The sequence below is a fragment of the Paenibacillus sp. FSL K6-2441 genome, from assembly GCF_037964765.1.
In the GTDB taxonomy this organism is placed as follows: Bacteria; Bacillota; Bacilli; order Paenibacillales; family Paenibacillaceae; genus Fontibacillus; species Fontibacillus phoenicis.
In genome coordinates, this window is sequence record NZ_CP150174.1 from 598,458 (window position 1) to 620,865 (window position 22,408).

The window sequence follows — 22,408 nt, forward strand, 5'->3', positions numbered from 1 at the left end:
ACCGTTTGCTTTACACTGTAATATTAATCTAAAGAAATCTGAAAGTAAATAGAGAATCTAGGGATAACCCCGTATAACACCGCTGAAAGCTCCTCATATTCTCATCGAAAATGGGCATTCAATGCAGGAAAATCAAGAGATTTTTGCGCAAACGTTTTACTCTTAAAAAAGAATTCGGCCGGCCCATTTTCTCATCGAGTTAGGGCCGACCGCAGGTATAAAAAGCAGTTTGTAGATTATGCTTGCGTTAATACTGCATAACCGTATGCTGGTAGCTTAACGGCAAGTTTGCCGTCCGCCGTGTTGTAGGTTTGCCCGCTGAAGGTGTCGCGCCACATTTTCCCATCCGCAGGGATCGTAAAGGTCTGTCCGGCATCGTAGTTGTTGAGCAGGACAAGTACTTTCTCCCCGTTCAGTACGCGTTCATAAGCCAGCTTCGAGCCGCCCTTCTCGGCGAGCAGGAATTTCAGGCTGCCGGTGCGCAGCGGAGCCAGCTGCTTGCGAACCTTGATCAGCTTCTGATAAAACGCAAACAAATCGCGATCCTGGCGTTTAGGATCCCACTCCATACATTTGCGGCAATCCGGATCCGGTCCGCCGTCGAGACCAACTTCGTCGCCATAGTAAATGCAAGGCGTTCCGCTGTACGTAAATTGGAACAGGGCGGCCAGCTTCATTTTGGCTTTGTTGCCATCGCATAGTGTGAGCAAGCGCGGCGTGTCATGGCTGTCCAGCAGATTAAACGCCACTTCGCTTGCTTGGAGCGGATAACGGGACAGCTGCTTGCCGATCGCATTCGCGAAGCCCTCGGCATCCAACGTGCCGCGTACGACGAAGTCCAGCACCGCTTCGGTGAACGGATAGTTCATCACGGCATCAAATTGGTCCCCTTGCAGCCAAGCCGAGGACTCATGCCAGATTTCGCCCAAGATGTAGGCATCCGGGTTGGCCGCCTTCACGACTTTACGGAAATCGCGCCAGAAGGCATGGTCTACTTCGTTGGCAACGTCCAGCCGCCAGCCGTCGATGCCCACTTCCTTAATCCAGAATTCAGCGACTTTCAGCAAGTATTCTTTTACTTCCGGATTTTCCGTGTTCAGCTTAGGCATCAGCGGCTCGAAAGCAAACGTATCGTAACTAGGCACGCCGTCCTTCACTTGCAGCGGATACTCGCGCACATGGAACCAGTCTTTGTAACGGGATTTCTCGCCTTTCTCCATCACGTCAACGAAAGGGGCGAAGGTTCTGCCGGAGTGGTTAAATACGGCGTCGAAGAGCACCTTGATCCCGCGCTCATGGCAGGCTTGAACCAGCTTCTTGACCGTAGCGATATCGCCGAAATGCGGATCGATCTTCATATAGTCGGCCGTATCGTATTTATGGTTGGTTGTCGCTTCGAACAACGGGGTAAAATAGATACCCGTAATGCCAAGCTCGCTTAAATGATCGAGGTGATCAATGACGCCTTGCAAATCCCCGCCAAAGAAGTTATCGCGCTCCGGTTTGCCGCCCCAAGGCAATACGCCCTTCGGATCGTTGCTTGGGTCGCCGTTGGCGAAGCGTTCAGGGAAGATTTGATAGAAGATGGCATCCTTCACCCATGCCGGCGGCGTAAAGACGTCAACCGGATTGATGAACGGGAATTCGAACAGCCGCTCAGGGCCAGATGGACGCTCTTTCGTAAACTCGCTTTCCGTCATCCAGATCTGCTCGTCGCCGGACTTCAGCAGAAAGCCGTATCTCGTTCGGCGCAGCGGCGGTTGGTAGGTACATTCCCAATAGTCGAACATCTCGTCGCTGATCATCAGGGTCATCGGAATCAGTTCTTTACTTTGATCCCACATGTATTTGTCCCCCACAAAGGCATAGACCTCAGTGAGATCGTTCTTCTTGGCGCGCAAGCGCAGATGAAGCGTTTTGTGGTCGTAAGCATAAGTCCAGTTCAGCTTAGGGCGATGATAGACCGCTTCAAGTAACATGATGAATCCCTCCTAGTGGATTGTGGACAGCTTTGTCCGCCAGGCCCCCGTATCCACTTGCTTTGGAAGCAAAAAAAGCACATCCAAGCCGGAGAAACGGGCCGAGGATGTACCTTTCGATAACAGTGCCTTCAAATTGTGTAACCGAACGGCAAAGCTAGTATTGCTCTCATTGATCCGGATTATAACACTGTTCAAACCATTGCACAAGACGGGAGAAAGTAATGTTCAGGGGAAAGCAGACGATAGATGATAACCTAACGATGAAATAGTAGATTGTGCTGATAAATCGTGAAAATTTTGCGCAAATATGCAATGTTCACTTGGCGCACAACAAAGTTGGGAATATATAAAAAGTGCGAATATTAGAGAAAACGTAAGAAAAACAGAGGAAGAGGATGATTAACCCGCGTTTATTCTCTGTGCAAACGTTTTTACAACTTCATAGGTATGATGTATCATGAGTTCATGGATAAAGCGCTTTCGGGCGGGAAATACTAAACTATCCCAGGAAGAAGTCGTGGAGGAAAAATAGTTTCAAGTATTTTCTGAAAACGTTTGCGCATCACGTCTTTATAATTATAGGAGGGGTTATAGTCATGAAGTTCAAAAAGGCATTGACCTTGATCGCGGCGCTGTCCTTGGTTGTTTCGATCACGGCTTGCGGATCGGGCAACAACGGCGGCAACAACGGAAGTGCAAATGCTCCGGCGAATCAGACTGAAAATACGGGGAATACCGGTGCCGGGGAGAACGCTTCCGCTGATGCGATCGTTCCGGAAGAGGGCGCTGAGCTGCTCATTTGGGATAGTAAAGAAGAGAAAGTGTTCACTGAAGAAATCGCGAAGCAATTCACCGAAAAATACGGCGTACCTGTAAAAATTGAAGAAGTATCGCCAACCGACCAAATCGGGAAATTGACGCAAGACGGACCGTCCGGTCTGGCGGCCGACGTGCTGATCGTCCCTCATGACCACTTGGGGAACGCAGCGACTTCCGGCTTGATCCTGCCGAACGATGTATTCGCCGAAGAAACGACGAAGAACAATACAGAAGCCTCCATTCAAGGTGCAACCTATGACGACGTTCTGTACGGTTATCCAAGAGCTGCCGAAACGATGGCTTTGTATTACAATAAATCGCTCGTTCCGGAACCGCCTAAAGACTTTAAAGACGTTCTGGAATTCAGCAAAACGTTTACCGACAAATCCAAAAACAAATACGGCATCATGTGGGAAGTCGGCAACATGTACTTCAACTATCCGTTTATTGCGAGCACCGGCGGTTACTTGTTCGGCGATAACGGTACGAACCCAGACGACATCGGTTTGGCTAACGATGGCGCGATCGAAAGCTTGAAAGTGTTCCAAAGCTTGAAAGAAGCTCTGCCGATCAACAGCGGCGACATCAACCCGGACATCAAACGCAGCTTGTTTAACGAAGGCGACGTGGCAATGGACATCAACGGTCCTTGGGAATTGGCAGGATACAAAGCCGCTCTCGGCGACAACCTGGGTCTTGCTCTATATCCTTCCGTCAACGGCAAAACAGCGATCACCTTCTCCGGTATTAAAATTTGGGTCGTAAACTCCTTTACGAAATACCCGAATGCAGCTAAACTGTTCGCTCATTTCGCTTCCACGAAAGATGCTCAGTTGCTGCTGAACGAAAAAGTCGGCGCCGTACCGACGAACCTGGAAGCGCTGGAAACCGATCAAATCAAAAACGATCCTTTCGTTTCCGTCTTTGCTGAGCAAGCGAAGAACTCCCAGCCGATGCCTTCCATTCCGGAAATGGCTAACGTTTGGGCTCCTGTTAACGCTGCGCTTCCGGAAATCTGGAACAACAATGCAGATCCAAAAGCCGCGATGGAAAATGCCGTGACACAAATTCGGGATTTGAACCAAGGGGCAACGGAGTAAGGCAGAACGAACTGTCACCCAGTGAGGGAAGGTTGAGCCCGCCGCTGATAGCGGCGGGTCATCCTTAATTTCCCAAGGGAGAGGAGAAGGAAGGGAAATGGACCGACACCAACATCGGGATCGGGCGACGCTTTTGTCGATACTGTGCATGGGCCTAGGACAACTCTACAATCGACAATATATCAAAGGGTTGTTGTTCGTCCTTTTTGAAGCATTTAGCGTGATCTATTTGATCCGGAACTTAGGGTTTGCGCTCTGGGGAATCGTTACGCTTGGTGAAACGCCAAGAACCGGAGCCAATATGAACGGAAGCTGGGATCATTCGATCTTCATCATGATTCAAAGCTTGATTACGCTGCTGTTTGTGGCGGTTTTTATTATCGTTTATGTGATGAACGTCCGCGATGCTCGCGCCATCGGGCTCGAACGGGACAAAGGCAAGACACCGAATAACTTTAAGCAAACGGTACGTTATATCCTGGATTACAAGTTCGCTGTTGCATTTTTGAGCATTCCCGCCCTCGGGATTTTATTTTTTACCGTAATGCCGATTCTGTTCATGATTCTGCTTGCGTTCACCAACTATTCGGCGCCGAAGCACATCCCGCCGGCCATGCTGGTCGATTGGGTTGGCTTCGAAACCTTTAAAAATTTGGTGGCACTCAAAACCTGGAGCCATACCTTTTACGGCGTATTGACCTGGACGATTATCTGGGCGATTTTGTCCACGGTAACGACTTATTTCGGTGGTATGCTTGTCGCCTTACTTATTAATCAAAAGGGCATTCGCTTCAAAGGGCTATGGAGAACGATTTTAATTCTTCCTTACGCTATTCCGCAGCTGATTTCGCTGCTTGTCATGAGAAATATGTTTAACGGTCAGTTTGGTCCAATCAACCAATATCTTAGTTATTTCGGTCTGGGCGGGCTGCCGTGGTTAACCGACCCGTTCTGGGCGAAAGTGACGGTTATCGTCGTTAACATGTGGGTGGGGATTCCGGTCTCCATGCTGCTGATTCTGGGCGTGCTGACGACGATTCCAAAGGATTTGTACGAAGCAGCGGAAGTGGATGGAGCTACCGGGTTCCAGAAATTTAAGATCGTCACGCTGCCGATGATTCTGTTCACGACCGCACCAACGCTGATTACCCAATTTGCCGGTAACATCAACAACTTTAACGCCATCTTCCTGTTAACGGGCGGCGATCCGGTGAAGGGCGATTATCAGTATGCCGGGGCGACCGACCTCCTGGTAACGTGGCTGTACAAGCTGACGTTGAACCAAAACAAATACAACATGGCCTCTGCGATCGGGATCATCATTTTCATCATTATCGCTTCGTTCTCGATTTACAACTACCGCAGAACCAAGTCGTTTAAAGAGGAGGATATGATCCAATGAGCAGACGGAAAATACGAAACGCGATTCGTCTGGGCGCCAGCTACATTGTGCTGAACCTGCTGTGCATTGCCGCCGTCTACCCTGTGCTTTGGGTCGTCTTCGGTTCGCTGCGGCCGGGTAAATCGCTTTACAGCAAAACGTTGATTCCGGAAAAATTTACGTTTGATCATTATCACGAACTATTTACATCCAAAACCTATCTGTTTGGCACCTGGTACCTGAATACGTTGAAAATTGCTGTCTGCTCCATGATTCTGGGCGTGCTGCTGACGCTGCTTACGAGCTATGCGCTCTCCCGGTTCCGGTTCCGCGGACGCAAAACGGCGCTTTCCGGCCTGCTCGTGCTTGGGATGTTCCCGGGATTCATGAGCATGATCGCCATCTATCTGCTGCTGCGGGAGATGCAGCTGCTGGATACGCATTTGGCTCTGATCATCGTATATGCGGCTGGGGCTCCGCTGGGCGGTACGTTTATCGCCAAGGGCTTCCTCGATACAATTCCGCGATCGCTGGATGAAGCGGCGCGGATCGACGGAGCGAGCAACTTCCTGATCTTCCGGCGCATCATTCTGCCGTTGTCCAAGCCGATGCTGACATATATGGCGTTAACCCAATTTGTCGGTCCCTGGGTTGACTTCATCTTTGCCCGGCTCGTCCTGCGGACGAAGGAAAATTGGACGCTGGCCGTCGGGATGTGGGATATGGTCAGCAGCAATCAGAACAGCAACTTTACGCTGTTTGCCGCAGGGGCGGTTCTGATCGCGCTTCCGATCACGATCCTGTTTATGTTCCTGCAGCGGCTGCTTGTTGACGGCTTAACTTCGGGCGCCAGCAAAGGATAATGCAGCTAGAGTTGATCAACACCTGGGTATAGCCTCAGTCAAAGCGGGGCTATACCCTTTTTATACATAAAACAAAAGGGGATGCGGAAATGAAGAAGCTTCGCGGTGGGCGGCACTGGAATTCCGTGGGCCTAAAGATGTTTGTGATCGTATTTGCGGCAGTCGTGGTGTTGTCGGTGGTGCTGGGGTTCAGCTCTTACCGGGCGTCCAGGGAGATCATCCGGGAGCAAGTGGCTTCCGCCTCCACTCAGGCGGTGGAGCAGGCAGCGGACAAGCTCGACTTCCTGTTCGAACAATATGAGGCTACGTCGCGGCAATTGGCCGTTGATCAGACGCTGCGGAGCGATCTGGAGACGGTGAACCAGCCGGGAATCGGAACCGTTGTGAAGACGCAAGCCGAGGACCGGATCCGCAAGAAGCTTGACGCGTTGAAGAGTGCCGATGAACGTCTTCAGGGAGTGCGTCTTGTTTCTAAGGACTTGGAAGACGTGAAGTCGTACAAATCTTCAGGGGTCAGTTCGGTGCGTACGGATGAGGCGGTGGAAATCCGGGTGAAGGAGGTATTGGAAGCAACCGGCGAGCCCGTGTGGTTCCCGGCGTTACAGAAGGGCTTCTTTAACGCTTATACCGAGCCGACGATCACGATGGCCCGCTTGCTAAGGAATATCAATCACCCGGAGGCTGAGTACATCCTGCTGTTTGAGATTAAGGCGCAGGCGCTGGGGGATATTTTGGGCAACTTGCAAATCGGGAAAAACGGTCAGGTGCGGGTACTTACCGCCGATAACCGGATTGTCCATGCGAACGATTCCGCTCTCCTGGAGACGGAATCCATAATTAAGGTAGATGCCAAACGGGCGGAATCGGGGGAAAGCTCGTTCCAGGCGCCAGACGAGCAAGGAGTTCAGCAACTGGTCGTGTTCCGGCCGCTGAAAACGGTCGACTGGCGGATTGTTGGATATGCTCCGGAGAACGACTTTTTGAGTGCGACGGATCGGCTGCTTGTCGTCATGTTGTTCGTGCTTCTGGGCGCCGTGGTCGTTGCGGCTCTGATCGGCTATTTCCTGGTGCGCATGGTCGGCCGGCCCTTGGAGCAGCTGTGCCGATTAATGGAGGAAGGCGAACGCGGAAATTTGCAGGTGCGTACCAACTTTAAAGGGCATGACGAGATCGGTCGGCTGGGACACAGCTTCAACCGGATGCTGGAGCAAATTTCACGGCTGGTGGACCGGACAAATGATTCCGCCGTGGAGCTGCTGGCTACGGCGGAGAATTTGACGAAGGCATCGCGCGATACGTCGCAGACCGCCGCCGAGATTGCGCAGGCGACCGGAGAAATCGCCGCCGGAGCTGAAAGCTTGGCCGTGGAGGCGGACAAGGGCACCGAGACAGCGGAGCAGATTGGCAATCAAATGAGCCGGGTGGCTCGTCTGAACGCAGCGATGGACGATTCGGCCGGACGTGTCATCGAGGTCAGCCGCAATGGGGAAGCGCATATGGAGGAACTGGTGGAGAAGACGGAAGCCGTGTCGCGGATGACGGCGCGGTTAGAGGAGAATTCGGCGAAGCTCAGCCGAAGCACCCAATCGATCCGCTCGATCCTTGCCCCTATGGTGGAGATGACCAAGCAAACGAACATTTTGTCGTTAAATGCTTCGATCGAAGCGTCCCGTGCCGGGGCAGCCGGCAAAGGTTTTATGGTCATTGCCGGGGAGATCCGCGAGCTGGCAGCCGCTTCGGGGGAATCGATCCAAACCGTATCGGCGATCACCGAGGAAATCCAGGAGGCAATAGGACAAACGGTGGAGGTGTTGACGGGAATTGCGCCGCTGTTTGCGGCACAAACCGAGGCCGTCAAAGAAGCAGCCGGCATCTTCCAGAACGTTAAAGGGGAGATGGAGCGGTTCGTGACGGAGATCCGAAGCTCGTCGGCCTCCGTTCAGGAGCTGTTGCAATCGCAAGCGACCCTGCAGGATTTTGTGGACACGGTCAGCTCGGTTGTGGAGCAAACCAGCGCCTCCACCGAAGAGGTAGCCTCTATGTCTCAAGAGCAGCATCGGGTCAGCGCCGAGTTGGTTGAACTGTCGGCTCGTCTGGAGGAACTGGCGGGGCAACTGCAGCGTTCGCTCAGCGCGTTCCAGGGTGAAGGCGCGGCGAGTCATTAATTGTCTGTCGTGTTTTCGTGTCGCTAGCGGACTCAAATGCCGTTATATCCGCTGATCAGCGGGATCCTCGAAAACTAACGGACCCAGGAGCCGCTATTTGCTGCTTGGATAGCTCCAAACGCTAGTTTTAGCCCGAATAACGTCACTGGAGTCCATTAGTTTTTGAAATATGCGAAAAATGAGCAAATAACGTCCATACAGTCCGTTACATTTAAAAAGGCCCTGCAGCTGTTTGTTAGCTGGCAGGGCCTTTTACTATTCTAATACCGCTGTTGAATACGCAGGCAGCGTCAGCGTATTGCCGCTGAGGCTGGCGCCTTCGCCTGTTTCCGCCAACAGCTTGGTGAAGCTCTTGCCGTCTGCTTGATTCGGATCCAAGGAGACCGTGAGCTCTTGACCGGTTAAGTTGTGAGCGACGAGCACCGCCTGGTCTTCTGTCAAGCGAACAAACGCGGTGATTCCCGGCTGATCCGTTGTATATTCCTGGATTGCTCCGTCCCTTAGCGCCGGAATATCGTTGCGCATCCGGATCAACTGGCGATAATGCGACAGCAGGGAGGCGGAGTCGCCGGTTTGCTCGCTTACGCTGAGGCCCTTGATGCCGGCATTGTTTTTGGCGGGCTCCCAGGTCGTTTGGCCTTCGCTGTCGTCCGGCGTCCAACGCATCGGCTCGCGAATCAGCTCGTCAGGCTTCGCCCCAAACATGCCAATTTCCTCGCCGTAATAGATGTACGGATTGCCGGGAAGCGTGAGCAGCAGGCTCGCGGCCATCTTCGCGTGCGGCACATCTCCCTCCAGCTGGGTCATGACCCGGTTCTGGTCATGGTTGGTCAAGAACGTAGCGTCGACGAAGTTGCCGCCGGATTTTTCGCTGTACAGCTTATACGTACGCTCCAGCGTAAAAGGGATGTTCGCGTCCTTTTCGTTCTTGACGCTGCTGAGGATCGTTTCGGCCAGGCCAAAGTTAAACCCGGAATCCAAGGCTTTGTCCAGATAGGAGGAGATCAGCGCTGCGGAAGGATCCCAGATCTCGCCAACGAGATAGGCGTCCGGCTTGACTTCGTTGAGCCCACTGCGGAACTCCTGCCACCAAGCCACATTTTTGTTCGTGGTTTCTTGGCTCTTGTCGGTCAGCAAATCCTCGTAGATATGCTTCGCTGCATCCAGGCGGAACCCATCCACGCCTTGCTCCAGCCAGAATTGTCCGATCTCGATCATTTCTTTCCGTACTTCCGGGTTATCGAGGTTGAGATCCGGCATCCCGTCCCAGAAGATTCCGAGGTAATGGCCGCCGTTCAGGCTATGCCAAGGGTTGCCGCTTCCGGCGGCACTGGTGCCGGACACAGCACGGCCTTGATCCTCGGCCCAAACGTACCAATCCCGGTACGGGCTGTTTGGATCGGCAGCTGATTGGGTGAACCACGGATGCTCTTTGCTGGTATGATTGACGACCAGATCCATAATGACCTTTATCCCGCGCTTATGGGCCTCATTCAAAAACGTGCGGAAGTCATCCATCGTCCCGTAATCCGGATTGATGTCCCTGTAGTTGGTGACGTCATAACCGTGATAGCTTGGCGAAGGATTAATCGGCATCAGCCAGATGCCGCCAATCCCCAGGTCGGTATCCGTATCCGGGTTCCCATCATTTAAGTAGTCGAGCTTGCTGATCAGCCCCTTGAAGTCCCCAATGCCGTCGCCGTCCGAGTCGGCAAAGGAACGGACAAAAATTTCATAAAAAACCGTAGAGGGTTGGGAATCCACCGCATTAGGTGCAGCGGCTTTCCCGCCTTCAGGGGGGTTCGGGCTTGTGGCTGCTGTATCGGTGGAATTCCCTTTTGGTTCCGAGGCGGTGCTCTTACTGCCCGGTGTATCGGTACAGCCGGCAAGCAGCATCGGCAGCAGCACCAAGAGCAGGATCAGGATCCGAAGCAGGTGCGGGGGAAGCAACGGGACAGCGCTTCCATTTCGCCGCAGCTTCGTTCGCTGAAGAAGACTTGGGGTTTGCATCGAACATCTTCCTTTCGCAAAAGTACCTTTATTTCACCATCATACCTGAGCAACAAGAAAAATAAAACGTTTGCACAAGGAGAATTTAAGGAAATTTCAGTTAATATAAGTAAATTACATAATTATTAAGACGAAATCATTAGTTATCTCCATATTAATTAGATAATCGCCTGTTCTCATAATTGTTATTGAACAAAACCATGAAAATTTAGATTGGTATCCGTAAAAATGAATCTAATTTATCCCAATTATGCAATATATCAGTATGCAAACGTTAGAATTTGAGATGTGGGGATGAGGCAAAGTCTTACTGTGTGGAGCAGGGACAACCTTTGTAATTTAGTGACAAGCTGTGTGAAAGTTAATCCTATCAAAATACTTGTATATGTGTTATCATACGATTTGTAATTCGCAACTCGGCGTTTGCCTATCAAGGTGCGAACACGAATTTAAGGACATATTCAGGGGGAGATCAGGTTATGGATACCTTGCGTATTATCATTAATGTAGCCGTTATGCTCGTGCTGATCGGCATTCTGATTTGGATGCAGAAGAAGCACATATCCTTTACCAAGCGGGTGTTTACCGGACTGGGGCTTGGGCTCGTGTTTGGAGTGATCCTGCAGGTGTCCTACGGCGCCGGCTCTGAGGTTATCGCGAAATCAACCGACTGGTTTAACCTGGCTGGGCGTGGTTACGTCGGGCTACTGCAGATGGTTGTTATTCCGCTGATCATGGTTTCGATTATTTCGGCAATCATGAATTTGAAGGGGAAACAAAACTTAGGTAAAATGAGCGGTCTGATCATCGCGGTATTGCTGATTACGACGGCGATCGCGGCCAGCGTCAGCATCGTGACCAGCTTGAGCTTCGATCTGAAGGCAATTGAAATCGAGGCAGGCGAACGGGAGCAGGCGCGCGGGGCGGCACTTGAAGACCGGCTGGGCACAGTGGAAGATAAGACAATTCCGCAGCAGGTGCTCGACTTCATTCCTACCAATCCGTTTGCGGATATGACCGGTGCGCGGAGCACCTCGACTTTGGCGGTCGTGATTTTCTCGGCATTTATCGGGGTAGCGGTACTTGGACTCGATAAGAAAAAACCTGAGCAGGCGGATACGTTCCGCAAAATGGTCGAAGCGGTTTACACCGTTGTGATGCGGATCGTTACGTTGGTTCTGCGCTTGACGCCTTATGGGATTTTGGCGTTGATCACGAACGTCGCTGCTACGACCAACGCCGAAGAGATTTTGAAGCTGATCAAGTTCGTGGGAGCTTCGTATGTGGCGCTGATCGTGATGTTCATCATTCACCTGATTCTGTTGGCCGCCTTTGGCTACAATCCAATTCAGTATGTACGTAAAGTGTTCCCGACGCTGGTATTTGCGTTTACCTCGCGTTCGAGTGCGGCAACGATTCCGTTGAACGTGGAGACGCAAACGAAACGTCTGGGCGTTCCAGAAGGAATCGCCAACTTGTCGGCTTCGTTTGGTGCAACGATCGGACAAAACGGCTGCGCCGGGATTTACCCAGCAATGCTGGCTGTTATGATCGCTCCGACCGTTGGGATCAACCCGATGAGCTGGGACTTTATCCTGACCTTGATCCTGGTTGTAACGATCAGTTCGTTTGGGGTTGCCGGCGTTGGCGGCGGGGCTACGTTCGCTTCGCTGATCGTTCTGTCGACAATGAACCTGCCGGTTGCTTTGGCGGGTCTCTTGATCTCCGTCGAGCCGCTGATCGATATGGGCCGGACGGCGCTGAACGTCAACGATTCGATCACCGCTGGCGTAATCACCGGCAAGATTCTGGGCGAGAACGACACCGAGGCGTTCAAACGCGACGTGGACTTGGACGCTGTGACTGCTTAATACATCGCATGGGAAATGCAAACGAAAACCGCTGGGCGTATGCCCGGCGGTTTTTCTGTGTAGGGTACCTATGTCAGCCGCACGCTTCTCATGATTATCCCGTTGCATCAGGGGGGGGCGGGGATCACCTCACTCAATCCTTCCATTTCTGAACGAAAGGGATAATCATGGAAAGAGGAGCCAGAGGGGGGCACGAAGGTCACGAGGGTCATGAGATAGCGTTGGCCCTGTGAGTCCCCCTCAGTTAATAACAAAATATTTTTCCTCGAACTTGATCTCCGACGGTTTCTCGGGAGTTGCGGGGGAAGAAGCTGCACCGTTGATGGTTACTTTGTTGTTCCCGTTAATATGAAGCGCACCGTTCGTATAGATGTGGCCTGTTAAGGCCGAGGGGGCAGTCCCGTTGTTCACATTGACCGAACCCGCAGCGAATAAGGCAAATTGATTGCTGCCGTTTAAATTATTGATGTTGGAGGCTCCTGTGAGATAGATGTTTTGGGCGAACAGCGTACCGCTGGTATTCAAGGAGCTTCCATAAAAATCGCCGGTGATGTTCACCGTAGGTTCGCTGTTAAAGTTGGTGGTTCCGTTCACTTTAATTAAGCTGCCTTGCAATTTCATATTGTTTCCGTTGTTGATTAACAAATCCCCGCTAATGTAAATGATCCCGCTGGCCACGATAGACGAATTGGCTTCCATCGTAACCCCGCCTTTTACCCAGAGGTCGCCGTCCACCTTTAAAGCAACGTTGGGCATCAATTTGATCGCATTTAATACGGTTGATTTCGTGAACTGGGTGCTAGTTCGAACCTCGAAGTCCAGTTGTGTCGCCGGGGTTGCAAAAAGGGCCGATTTCGTCGTCTTCAGGTCCTGATCGAGCTGATTCACGATGGAGGTGATATCTAATCTTTTTGGCGGAGTTAGACTCGATCCCGGCAAGGTAGGGGATACAAGGACACCGTTAATGTGGGACTGATTGTTGGCTACTGCTCCAGCCGAATAGACATTCCCGTTGATCGTCGTTCCGTTCAAAGCCGTGGACCCAAAGCTAACTACGGCGTACTCGCCCGTTCCGGTTCCCGGAGAAGGGTCGGTAGGAGTGAAGGCGAGCGTAATCTCCACCTTTCGCCGGAAGGTTTGCGTGATTTTGTCCGATACCCCATCGGCTCTGACAACGGCAACGTACCGCTGGTTTTCGGTGTCCAAGGTGACTGTCTCAGCCTCTACATAGGGGGCGGCAGCGGCTTGCACGTCTTCCAACGTCACTTTGTCCCTATCGCTCAGCGCCATCACGGCCGCCCGCAAATCGGAAAGCTTGATCAGCAGCTTCGTTTCGCCGTCGGCTTGGGCGGAGACGATATCTTCGGAGACGTTGACCATCCCTTGAGAATTCGTTACCGACTGCACGACCAGCGTGCCGATCACGAGCAGCATGGCAACTAAGAGCAGCACAGAGATTAAAGCATAACCTTGCTCTTGGCGGATTGTGGCTAGTCCTCGTTTTGTCATCCACACGCACCTCACGAAATCAGTTTGATGGAAACGAACAGATAGATTGGCTCGACCTCGGGCTCATTCTTTAGCGCCACTTGAAGGTTCACCCACAGATCGTTAGGGCCTTTGGAAAAAGTGGTGCCGGTTAAATCCAACCTCTCGTCGCTGAAACGTTCGCCGTTGAGGAGAAGCTGTCCCCCGACAAGCTGAAAGCGGAGCGTCTGGGTCGTTTCCGTCAGCGCATCGGTGACCACTTCCGCTTGAAATTGCGTAAAGGTGCCCGAGCCCGAAATGGACACGGCGTTTCTCAGCTTGGTCTGAAGGGCTGAACTGAGCGTGATCGCTTCGTTCCGAAGCTGGGTTTCATGGTTAACCCGTCCAAAAGCGAACAGCGATGTGGTCAGCACGGTAGACACCAGGACGACCAGCAATCCGGATAAAGCCAAGGCGGCCAGCAGCTCCACCAGCGTAATTCCGTCTTCCCGGTGAATCAGCCGCAATCGATGCTTCATGACGAGCCCCCTCCGGCGATTGCGTAGTTTTTCTTCACAGCCCCGGTTATCGAGACTTTGTGTCTATATTCGCCTGCGTCCTGGGATGGGTCAGGCTGCCAATAGGCTGTTACGGTGATGTACAGAATGTCAGGATGGGAAGGATAGTCCGAATGATGGCTGCTCACCTCGGTTTCTAGCAAATAGATTCCGCGAGTGATATTCGGCAGCGTTCCCGGGGATCGGCTAGCCCAAGTCTGCAGCTGCGAAAACCCCATCGCTTGCACCTCGTGCAGTCGGGCGTTCGCCAGATGGGTTGCGGATAAACGCTGATTCGTAAGTCTGCTCTGCGATGCACTGTTCGAGAAATAAGATAACAAAGCTAAGCAGACGACGGAGAGAATCACTAACGCCAGGGCTACCTCAAGTAAGGTCAGACCGTCTTCCCGCGCAAATGCCCGGAGAAGAGGTGATTTTTTTTGTCTATAGGCAGGTTCCATGACCGTCCCCTCGCTTTCAAAACGGGATACATATGCAGAGTGTTGTTAATCGATAGAGAGTTCTGTCGACCTATGTAATCTAGGTATATTTTACTACAAAAATGATAGCATCGTTTTAGTGAAAGGTATATAATCGGTATTAAATTACTACGATTTATTTTTCTGGAACTATTTTTGTTTGCTCTAAATAGGACAATAGAACTATTAATTAAATCGCATGAAAACTCCAACAGGGATGAGGTGAACCATGTACACGATCAAGAAAAGGTTGGGTGAACTTCTGCTGGAATCCGGAATCATCACGGAGCAGCAGCTGCAAGCCGCTTTGGAGGAACAGCAGCGCGCAAGAAAAAAGCTTGGTGACGTGTTGTTAGCACAAGGCGTCTTGACGGAGCACCAGCTCATCGAGGTGTTGGAATTTCAGCTGGGTATTCCTCATGTCACACTATCCAGGTTTCAAATCGATGCGAAATTAAGCCAGGTCATTCCGGAGCAAATGGCCAGACGGTATCAAGTGCTTCCGATCCGCGTAGACGGACGTAAACTCATGGTTGCAATGGCCGATCCTTTGGATCTGTTTATCATCGACGACCTCAGAATGAGCACCGGCTTTACGATCGAACCGGCGATTATTTCGCGGGGCGAGCTGCAGCGGGGCATTGCCCGGTTGTATGGCCTGCAGGACTCCATGAATGAAATGTTCAAGGATCTTGGGGCCGGCACCGCTCAAATTGAAGTTGAAGATGCGGTGATTCAGGGTGAGGATTCGCCTGTCGTCCGGCTGGTGCAGCAAATGATTGAGCAGGCGGTGCGCCTTGGCGCCAGCGACATTCACGTCGATCCGATGGAGACCCAACTGGCGATCCGTTATCGGATTGATGGACAGCTGCGCAATGAGCGGACGATTCCGAAGTCGATGCAAGGCGTCATCATCGCCAGGCTGAAGATTCTCGGCAACCTGAACATCGCTGAACGGCGGTTACCGCAGGATGGCCGGATCAAAATGCTGGTGGATGGCCAAACGATCGATATCCGTTTGTCGTCGCTGCCAACCGTCCATGGAGAAAAAATCGTCATGCGGCTGCTCGACCTTGCCGAAGGCGTGAAGGGCTTGGACAAGCTGGGCATGACGGAGCAGACGTTAAGCCTGTTCCGGCGCATGATTGAGAAGCAGCACGGCATGGTTCTGCTGACCGGGCCAACGGGGAGCGGGAAGACGACGACCTTGTATTCGGCCCTGCAGCACTTGAACCGGGAAGAAACGAATATCATTACGGTCGAAGATCCGGTGGAGTACACGCTGGACGGCGTGAACCAAATGCAGGTTCATCCGGCTGCCGGATTGACGTTTGCCAGGGGGTTGCGCTCCATCCTGCGTCAGGATCCCAACATTATCATGGTGGGGGAAATCCGCGATCTGGAAACGGCGGAGATTGCAATTCGTGCTTCTTTAACCGGGCATCTCGTATTTTCGACTTTACATACCAATGATGCGGTGAGTACGGTCGTCCGGCTGCGTGACATGGGGATCGAGCCGTACTTGATCGCCTCGTCGCTAATCGGGATCGTGGCCCAGAGGCTGGTGCGCTGCATCTGCCCGGACTGCAAAACGGCCTATACGCCAGATCGGCAGGAAATGATTTATCTGGAGCGTCTCGGCATTCAAACGGACAAGCTGTACCGCGGCAACGGCTGCGGCACCTGCGGCAAAACCGGCTACCGTGGCCGGATGGCGGTGCATGAAGCGCTGCTGATCAGCGACGACCTGCGCACGGCGATTGTGGAAGGCCGCTCAATTCATGAGCTGCGCCGGATGGCGAAGGAGCAAGGGATGACGCCGTTGTTTGCCGACGGGATCCAGAAAGCGCTGGAGGGACAAACCACCTTGCAGGAAATCATCCGTGAAGTGGAAGAGGGAGAGCGATGAATCAAGGACCGATCGTGACGGACGGGACGTTTAACGGACTGTTGAAGCAGGCGTTTGATGCCGGCGCCTCCGATTTGCACGTGACGGTGAATTCGCCTCCGGTGCTGCGCATCGATGGAGCGCTTCGCGCCCTGGACGGAGAGCTGCTCTCGCCGTCCATGCTGGAGCAGATCGTGCAAGAGCTGATGAGCCCGGCGCAGTATAAGAAATTCACGGAGTTCGGGGAGCTGGATTTCTCTTACGGCGTGCCGGGCCTCTCCCGGTTTCGCATCAATGTCTTCCGGCAGCGGGGCTCGATCAGCATCGCGGCCAGGGTCATTTCGCCTTCGATCCCGCCCTTCGAAACGTTAAATTTGCCGCCGGTGCTGTTGAAGCTGGCGCAGAAGCCGCAAGGGTTGTTTCTGGTTACCGGCCCGACGGGAAGCGGCAAATCAACGACGTTGGCTTCGTTGATTGACCATATTAATCATACCCAGCGCAAGCATATCGTAACGCTGGAGGATCCGATCGAATACTTGCACCGCCACGACAAGTCGATCATTAATCAGCGGGAGGTGGGGCTGGATACGTTGTCTTTTGATAACGGACTGCGGGCTGCGCTTCGTCAAGATCCGGATATCATCTTGGTTGGCGAGATGCGCGATCCGGAGACGATTCGGACGGCCATCACGGCGGCCGAAACCGGTCATCTCGTCTTTGCCACCTTACATACGGCGGACGCTCCGCAAACGATCGATCGGATCATTGATGCTTTTCCACCGGCCCAGCAGGGGCAGATCCGGATTCAGCTGGCTTCGGTGTTGCTGGCAATCCTATCGCAGCGGCTGCTTCCGTCCCGCAGCGGGAAAGGGCGGGTGTGCGCGACGGAATTGCTGCTCAATCCGCCGGCGGTCGGCAACCTGATCCGGACGGAGAAGGTGCACCAAATTCGAAGCGTGATGCAGACAAGCTCCCAGCTTGGGATGCACACGCTGGAGATGAGTCTGCGTGAGCTGCTGCGGCAAGGGGCCATTGATGAGGCTGCAGCCCGGCCATACCTAGCGGAAAGCCCTCATTAATTCACGAGGTTAAGTAAACAGCAGATGTGTGAAGCGGAAGGACAGATGGAAGATGCCCCAGTACGTATATCAGGGCAAGGATGTGGTGGGGAAGCGATGCAAAGGGGCTCTGCAAGCCCCGGATCGGCCAACCGCGCTTGCCGAACTCAAGAGGCAGCAAATCGTAGTAACGGGTCTGCGTGAGCAGCGCGAGACGGTGTGGAATAAAGAGTTTTACCTGGGCAGCCCGGTGAAGAACGAGCAGTTCGTCGTGTTTTGCCGGCAGTTTGCCACGATGATTAAGGCGGGAATCTCGATCGTGGAGGCGACCGCGATCTTAGCGGAGCAATCGGAAAGCAAACCGCTGAAGAAGACGCTGGCTGAAGTAACCGCCGAGCTCCGTAAGGGCAATACGCTCTCCGGGGCGGTCGCGGCGTACCCGCGGATTTTTCCGTCGATCTTTGTACATATGGTTCGCGCAGGGGAAGAGGCAGGCAGCATGGAAGAGACGCTGGAGCGGCTTGCGGTGTATTTTGAAAAAGCGCATGTCACGCGGGAGAAAGTGAAGTCCGCGATGACCTATCCGCTGATCGTCAGCGTGATGGCCGTGTTTGTGATTATCTTCCTGTTGAAATTTATGATTCCCCGCTTTCAAGCGATGTTCGCTGAATTAGGCGGTGATTTGCCCGCGATTACGAGGTTTACGCTTACCCTCAGCCGCAGTGTGGAACAGCATTGGATCGTATGGCTGCTGGCCGCTTTGGCGGCGGTTGCTGTGGTCTACCTGCTCTTGAAGTGGGAGCGAGGGGCGTATGCTTGGGATTATATCAAGCTCAAAGTCCCCGTGTTCGGGATGCTCAATCGGAAAAGCGCGATCGCCCAGATGACGCGGACGTTGTCTTCGTTGTTTGCCAGCGCGGTGCCGGTGCTTCAAGCCTTGGCGATCGTAGAGAAGGCCGTCGGCAACAGGGTGATCGGAGCGACGCTGCAGGAATGCCAGGCATCGCTGCGCCAAGGACGGCCGCTGTCAGAGCCGCTGCGCCAGTCGTGGGTGTTTCCGCCGCTGGTCACCCAGATGATTCGGGTTGGTGAGGAGACCGGTTCGATCGATGCGATGCTGGGCAAGGTGGCCGATTTTTATGAACGGGACGTTGAGAACACGGTGGACAAGCTGAAGCAGCTGATCGAGCCGGCGATGATTTTGCTGCTGGCTGGCGTGGTTGGCTTTATCATTGCTTCGGTAATGATCCCGATGCTTAGTATTTATCAAAGTATCAGCTGAATTGGGTTGAGCTCACGAAGTGAAGCAAATTATTTTAGGAGGTTAATTATTATGACAGCACTTATCCAACGGATTCAACGATTGCGCAAGGAAGAGAAGGGGATTACGCTCGTCGAGTTGCTGGCCGTTATCGTCATTATCGGGGTGATCGCTGCAATCGCGGTGCCTTTGATTTCCGGGTTGTTGAACGATACGAAGGAGAATGCCAGAACAGCAACGGCAAACCAGCTGTATGAAGCGGCGAGATTGAGATCGATTACGAAAAACAACGGGGAAGTTACAGGGACGCATAAGCTGTCCGACTTGGTTAGTGAAAAATACATCCAGAGCGGAATTACAGATCCCAAAACCGGGGCGGCATTAGGCGACAATACTTCCGTAAATCTGGACAATTGGAATACGGAGAATGCTGTAGTCACGTTGATCATCGGCAGTGATAGCGTCAGTTTTAAAACCTCTGAATTAAAAGCAGGTAAGAAGCTTGCTTCTTCTACAGACTGAAGCGGATGGACGCGAATATGATCCTGACGGCGCTGAATGTTGCCGGTGGGCTGGCCCTGGGGCCGGTCCTGGCGTGGTACGGGCGCCGGCTGGTGGCGAAGCGCGGGCTGCTGCGCGCAAGCAGCAGCCAAGCCGCAGGCCCGGCAGCGGGCGAAGCGGCCGCCGCCCTTGGGACGGCGGCGCTGTTCGCGCTGATGCACCTGCAATTCGGTGCATCGGGCGCATGGGCGCTCGGCCTGCTGCTGAGCGCGCTGGCCGTGCTGTGCGCGGTCACTGACCTGACCGCGCATATTATCCCCAACGGCGCCGTCCTAGGCTTCGGCGCCGTGCTGCTCGTCGCCGCCCCGCTGGCGGGCGGCGTGCCGTTGTGGAGCCAAGCGCTGGGCGCGCTTGGCGGCGGCGGTCTGCTGCTGCTGATCGCCCTCCTCACCTCCGGGAAAGGGATGGGGATGGGCGACGTGAAGCTGCTGACCGTCTTTGGCTGGGTCGTCGGCTTTCCCGGCGTGCTCCTGGCCTTGTTTCTGGCCAGCGCAGCCGGCGCGGCCGCCGGACTGCTGCAGCTGGCGTGGGGCCGCAGAAGACGCGGCCAGACGCTGGCGTTTGGTCCCTTTTTGGCAATCGGCACCCTGGTGGTTTACATGTATGGAAAGGAGATCATCCATTGGTATCTGCAAAACGTCATTCCTTTTTACTAAACCGGCGGTCGGCCCACATTGGGATTACGATCGATGAGGATGGAATCCGTTTCGTCAAATTTGACGCCAAACGTGGCATCGTAGAACGGGCCGGCTTGCTGCCGGTGGATGCCGAACTGAACGAGGACGGGGTTCCCGACGTGTCCGGCTTCACCGAGATGGTGAAGCGCTGGGCGAACCGCCGGGGACTAGCCGGGAAGAAAGTTCGTCTAGCGGCGCCCACCTCCCAATCGTTTATCCGCTTGCTCCAGGTCCCGAAGGTGAGCAAAAGGCAGCAACGCCGCGTGACCGAACTGGAGATCGAAGGCAGCATTCGCCTGCCGTTTGAGGATCCGGTGATTGACTACCATTGGATCGAGGAGCGCGAGGAGGGGGAGGCGCTGCTCACGTTTGTGGCCGCCGTGCCGCGTCCGATCATTCAAGAGATGGTGTCTTCACTGGAACAAGCTGGACTTCGTCTGGAAGCGGTCGATTTGGCGGCCATTGCGCTGTCGCGCATCCTTCGGCAGCAGCGCCTGCTAGGGGAATCCGGCAATGTGATGGCGATTAATTTCAAAGCCAAAGAAGCGGAGGTCTATACCTACCACCAGGGGTTGCCTGATTTCGTGCGCACGTTTCCCTTGGAGCCGATGTCCGGGGACAAGCTGAATACGTGGCGGTATGGGGAGATCGTCTCCTCGGTGACCCGGATCATGAATTTCTATGAGTATACGCTGCATGAAGGGCATGAACGCGTGCAAGGCATCGTGATTGCCGGCGCCGCGCCGGACAAGCCGGAGATCGTGCGCCAGCTGTCGGCGGCTTTTGATCAGGTGAGCGTGTCCGAAGTGGACTTGTCCCCGTATTTTGCTGGACAGGAAATCGCCGACCAAGGCAGCTATGCGATTGCCCTTGGCCTCGCCATGAAGGGAGCGGAAGGCCGATGATCGATATCAATTTGCTCCCTCCCAAGCCGCGTCCGGCTTCCTCTGGAGTCCTTCTCCCGCTCTTGTTGCTGCTCGCCGGGCTTGGGCTTTGCGCTTACTTTGGGTATGCCTTTTGGGGCGTTCACGAGACGGCTGCTGAATTAACTACGAGAATCGCCGAAACGGAACGGCAGCAGGCGGAGTTGCAAAGCGAACTGCAAAGCTTGGGGACTGCGGGAATCGGAGCGGCGGGCATCGAGTTGATCGAGAAGCTAAGTGGACAGCGGCCGGATGTGAAGGCGCTCATCACCAGCCTGGAAGCCCCGCTTCCCGCTGGGGGCACGTTGGAAACGGTACGCTTTCAAGAGACCGTACTCACTTGGACGTGCCGATTCGCCAGCTTAAGTGAAGCTAGTGCCTATTCCACCGCGCTGCGTAAACAGCCGGAACTAAGCGGCGAGCTGATTCAATCGGTGAAAGAGCTGCCGGGGCGGGGGTATATCGGCACATTTGAGCTGAAGCCGGGAACGGGAACGGCGGAACAGGCAGGTGACGGCGAATGAATACGGAACATCGCTCCGGATCGGCCGGAGCCCGCTGGATGCTGGTTGCTGCGCTGGTGCTGCTAGCGGCGGGATCGTTTTATTTCTTCGGATACCGGCCGGAGATGGAGAAATCGGCGAACCTGGCGTCCGACCACGAAGCCAAACAATTATTTCTGCAAAAAACACAGGCGATTGTTGAGGCCAAACGGGCAGATGCAGCAGCATCGGACGCTTTGGCCGATACGGCCAAGCGGGAGGCAGCGGTACCGGAGGAGCCCGACCGGGAAGGGATTTTGCTAGACCTGGAACGAGCGGCCAAGTCCTCCGGCGTACAGATTCGGGAGGTTGTCTTCGAAGGGCCGGAAAGCGGCGGGTCCTTTGCGGTTTCCGCTGATGCCGCGGCCGTAGATAATTCCTTGTCTCTGGACGGAAGTGTGTCCATTTTGAACAGTCTGCCCGCAGGTTCATCGTCGACAGACGGCGTTCCTTCTGCATTGGGGGCTTCCGGATTGTTAAATGAAGCGGAGCTCAGTACGGCGGGGTTCACCGTGATGTCGCTGCAGCTTCAGCTCCGGGGGAGCTTGGCGGAAGTCAAAAACTTCGCCGTAGCTCTGCAGAAAGCCGACCGGCTCTATATCGTCGACTCCTTTGAATATGGAAGAGAAGAAGAGGTGGAGAGCAAAACGGCGGTGTTCCGGCTGTTGGCATTGTACCGGTAACTCAGGAAATCAGAGCTCTTTACGTTTGAATTAAGCATTCCGGCGGTGTGCTGGGGTGCTTTTTTTTCTATTTCCAACGATTCCTTGATACTTTTTGGTATGTTTCCCGTATAAATAACTA

Annotated in this window: 18 protein-coding genes; 13 read left to right on the plus strand and 5 right to left on the minus strand. The window is 53.7% G+C overall.

The features are described 5' to 3' along the window. Window positions 1-236: 236 nt before the first annotated feature. The gene (locus NSQ80_RS02480; RefSeq protein ID WP_323078855.1) at window positions 237-1,979 is read right to left on the minus strand and encodes an alpha-glycosidase; all 1,743 of its coding nucleotides are present in this window, start codon (window positions 1,977-1,979) and stop codon (window positions 237-239) included. 599 nt (window positions 1,980-2,578) lie between these two features. Between NSQ80_RS02480 and NSQ80_RS02485 the strand changes: the two genes are divergently transcribed. The 4 genes from NSQ80_RS02485 (at window position 2,579) to NSQ80_RS02500 (ending at window position 8,310) form a co-directional block, all read left to right on the plus strand. Further along, window positions 2,579-3,901: a maltose ABC transporter substrate-binding protein gene (locus tag NSQ80_RS02485; protein WP_260070497.1), complete on the plus strand. Its 1,323-nt coding sequence runs from the start codon at window positions 2,579-2,581 to the stop codon at window positions 3,899-3,901. 97 nt (window positions 3,902-3,998) lie between these two features. Beyond that, window positions 3,999-5,303 carry a sugar ABC transporter permease gene (locus NSQ80_RS02490; RefSeq protein WP_009223936.1) on the plus strand — a complete coding sequence of 435 codons (1,305 nt, stop codon included), beginning with the start codon at window positions 3,999-4,001 and terminating at the stop codon, window positions 5,301-5,303. Further along, window positions 5,300-6,145 carry a sugar ABC transporter permease gene (locus NSQ80_RS02495; protein WP_339301227.1) on the plus strand — a complete coding sequence of 282 codons (846 nt, stop codon included), beginning with the start codon at window positions 5,300-5,302 and terminating at the stop codon, window positions 6,143-6,145. The genes NSQ80_RS02490 and NSQ80_RS02495 overlap by 4 nt, the downstream gene beginning before the upstream one ends. Window positions 6,146-6,234: 89 nt before the next feature. After that, window positions 6,235-8,310: a methyl-accepting chemotaxis protein gene (locus NSQ80_RS02500; protein WP_339301229.1), complete on the plus strand. Its 2,076-nt coding sequence runs from the start codon at window positions 6,235-6,237 to the stop codon at window positions 8,308-8,310. 255 nt (window positions 8,311-8,565) lie between these two features. Here NSQ80_RS02500 and NSQ80_RS02505 read toward each other — a convergent pair whose 3' ends face one another. Then, window positions 8,566-10,320 carry an alpha-amylase family glycosyl hydrolase gene (locus NSQ80_RS02505; RefSeq protein ID WP_260070495.1) on the minus strand — a complete coding sequence of 585 codons (1,755 nt, stop codon included), beginning with the start codon at window positions 10,318-10,320 and terminating at the stop codon, window positions 8,566-8,568. Between the two features lie 479 nt (window positions 10,321-10,799). Between NSQ80_RS02505 and NSQ80_RS02510 the strand changes: the two genes are divergently transcribed. After that, complete coding sequence (locus tag NSQ80_RS02510; RefSeq protein ID WP_009223940.1) at window positions 10,800-12,191, plus strand: L-cystine transporter; 1,392 nt, start codon at window positions 10,800-10,802, stop codon at window positions 12,189-12,191. A gap of 240 nt (window positions 12,192-12,431) precedes the next feature. Here the strand turns inward: NSQ80_RS02510 and NSQ80_RS02515 are convergent, their stop codons facing one another. From NSQ80_RS02515 to NSQ80_RS02525, 3 genes are read right to left on the minus strand one after another with little or no spacing between them, the layout of a single operon-like run. Next, the gene (locus NSQ80_RS02515) at window positions 12,432-13,700 is read right to left on the minus strand and encodes a hypothetical protein (protein ID WP_339301231.1); all 1,269 of its coding nucleotides are present in this window, start codon (window positions 13,698-13,700) and stop codon (window positions 12,432-12,434) included. Between the two features lie 11 nt (window positions 13,701-13,711). Beyond that, a complete protein-coding gene (locus NSQ80_RS02520) occupies window positions 13,712-14,197 on the minus strand; it encodes a prepilin-type N-terminal cleavage/methylation domain-containing protein (RefSeq protein WP_028539822.1) in 486 nt (161 codons plus the stop codon). After that, window positions 14,194-14,676, minus strand: a complete 483-nt coding sequence (locus NSQ80_RS02525) for a type II secretion system protein (RefSeq protein WP_339301234.1) — start codon at window positions 14,674-14,676, stop codon at window positions 14,194-14,196. The genes NSQ80_RS02520 and NSQ80_RS02525 overlap by 4 nt, the downstream gene beginning before the upstream one ends. A 247-nt stretch (window positions 14,677-14,923) precedes the next feature. Between NSQ80_RS02525 and NSQ80_RS02530 the strand changes: the two genes are divergently transcribed. The 8 genes from NSQ80_RS02530 to NSQ80_RS02565 are packed head-to-tail and all read left to right on the plus strand — an operon-like array spanning window position 14,924 to window position 22,287. Beyond that, the gene (locus tag NSQ80_RS02530) at window positions 14,924-16,603 is read left to right on the plus strand and encodes an ATPase, T2SS/T4P/T4SS family (RefSeq protein ID WP_339301236.1); all 1,680 of its coding nucleotides are present in this window, start codon (window positions 14,924-14,926) and stop codon (window positions 16,601-16,603) included. Continuing rightward, window positions 16,600-17,661 carry a type IV pilus twitching motility protein PilT gene (locus NSQ80_RS02535; RefSeq protein ID WP_009223945.1) on the plus strand — a complete coding sequence of 354 codons (1,062 nt, stop codon included), beginning with the start codon at window positions 16,600-16,602 and terminating at the stop codon, window positions 17,659-17,661. The genes NSQ80_RS02530 and NSQ80_RS02535 overlap by 4 nt, the downstream gene beginning before the upstream one ends. A 52-nt stretch (window positions 17,662-17,713) precedes the next feature. Then, complete coding sequence (locus NSQ80_RS02540) at window positions 17,714-18,922, plus strand: type II secretion system F family protein (protein ID WP_036644415.1); 1,209 nt, start codon at window positions 17,714-17,716, stop codon at window positions 18,920-18,922. 51 nt (window positions 18,923-18,973) lie between these two features. Continuing rightward, window positions 18,974-19,423, plus strand: coding sequence for a prepilin-type N-terminal cleavage/methylation domain-containing protein (locus NSQ80_RS02545; RefSeq protein WP_009223947.1), 450 nt, complete (start codon window positions 18,974-18,976; stop codon window positions 19,421-19,423). 17 nt (window positions 19,424-19,440) lie between these two features. Continuing rightward, window positions 19,441-20,118, plus strand: coding sequence for an A24 family peptidase (locus NSQ80_RS02550; protein WP_051417100.1), 678 nt, complete (start codon window positions 19,441-19,443; stop codon window positions 20,116-20,118). Continuing rightward, window positions 20,085-21,044, plus strand: a complete 960-nt coding sequence (gene pilM / locus NSQ80_RS02555; RefSeq protein WP_009223949.1) for a pilus assembly protein PilM — start codon at window positions 20,085-20,087, stop codon at window positions 21,042-21,044. The genes NSQ80_RS02550 and pilM overlap by 34 nt, the downstream gene beginning before the upstream one ends. Then, window positions 21,041-21,586: a hypothetical protein gene (locus NSQ80_RS02560; RefSeq protein WP_323078880.1), complete on the plus strand. Its 546-nt coding sequence runs from the start codon at window positions 21,041-21,043 to the stop codon at window positions 21,584-21,586. Before pilM ends, NSQ80_RS02560 begins: the two co-directional genes overlap by 4 nt. Continuing rightward, complete coding sequence (locus tag NSQ80_RS02565; protein WP_323078881.1) at window positions 21,583-22,287, plus strand: hypothetical protein; 705 nt, start codon at window positions 21,583-21,585, stop codon at window positions 22,285-22,287. Before NSQ80_RS02560 ends, NSQ80_RS02565 begins: the two co-directional genes overlap by 4 nt. Window positions 22,288-22,408 lie beyond the last annotated feature (121 nt).

Coding starts and splice junctions, on each gene's coding strand:
- NSQ80_RS02525 (WP_339301234.1), bottom strand. CDS start 14,676: ATGGAACCTGCCTATAGACAAAAAAAATCACCTCTTCTCCGGGCATTT.
- NSQ80_RS02500 (WP_339301229.1), top strand. CDS start 6,235: ATGAAGAAGCTTCGCGGTGGGCGGCACTGGAATTCCGTGGGCCTAAAG.
- NSQ80_RS02560 (WP_323078880.1), top strand. CDS start 21,041: ATGATCGATATCAATTTGCTCCCTCCCAAGCCGCGTCCGGCTTCCTCT.
- NSQ80_RS02545 (WP_009223947.1), top strand. CDS start 18,974: ATGACAGCACTTATCCAACGGATTCAACGATTGCGCAAGGAAGAGAAG.
- NSQ80_RS02530 (WP_339301236.1), top strand. CDS start 14,924: ATGTACACGATCAAGAAAAGGTTGGGTGAACTTCTGCTGGAATCCGGA.
- NSQ80_RS02490 (WP_009223936.1), top strand. CDS start 3,999: ATGGACCGACACCAACATCGGGATCGGGCGACGCTTTTGTCGATACTG.
- NSQ80_RS02520 (WP_028539822.1), bottom strand. CDS start 14,197: ATGAAGCATCGATTGCGGCTGATTCACCGGGAAGACGGAATTACGCTG.
- NSQ80_RS02480 (WP_323078855.1), bottom strand. CDS start 1,979: ATGTTACTTGAAGCGGTCTATCATCGCCCTAAGCTGAACTGGACTTAT.
- NSQ80_RS02550 (WP_051417100.1), top strand. CDS start 19,441: ATGATCCTGACGGCGCTGAATGTTGCCGGTGGGCTGGCCCTGGGGCCG.
- NSQ80_RS02535 (WP_009223945.1), top strand. CDS start 16,600: ATGAATCAAGGACCGATCGTGACGGACGGGACGTTTAACGGACTGTTG.
- NSQ80_RS02485 (WP_260070497.1), top strand. CDS start 2,579: ATGAAGTTCAAAAAGGCATTGACCTTGATCGCGGCGCTGTCCTTGGTT.
- NSQ80_RS02565 (WP_323078881.1), top strand. CDS start 21,583: ATGAATACGGAACATCGCTCCGGATCGGCCGGAGCCCGCTGGATGCTG.
- NSQ80_RS02510 (WP_009223940.1), top strand. CDS start 10,800: ATGGATACCTTGCGTATTATCATTAATGTAGCCGTTATGCTCGTGCTG.
- NSQ80_RS02540 (WP_036644415.1), top strand. CDS start 17,714: ATGCCCCAGTACGTATATCAGGGCAAGGATGTGGTGGGGAAGCGATGC.
- NSQ80_RS02495 (WP_339301227.1), top strand. CDS start 5,300: ATGAGCAGACGGAAAATACGAAACGCGATTCGTCTGGGCGCCAGCTAC.
- NSQ80_RS02515 (WP_339301231.1), bottom strand. CDS start 13,700: ATGACAAAACGAGGACTAGCCACAATCCGCCAAGAGCAAGGTTATGCT.
- NSQ80_RS02505 (WP_260070495.1), bottom strand. CDS start 10,320: ATGCAAACCCCAAGTCTTCTTCAGCGAACGAAGCTGCGGCGAAATGGA.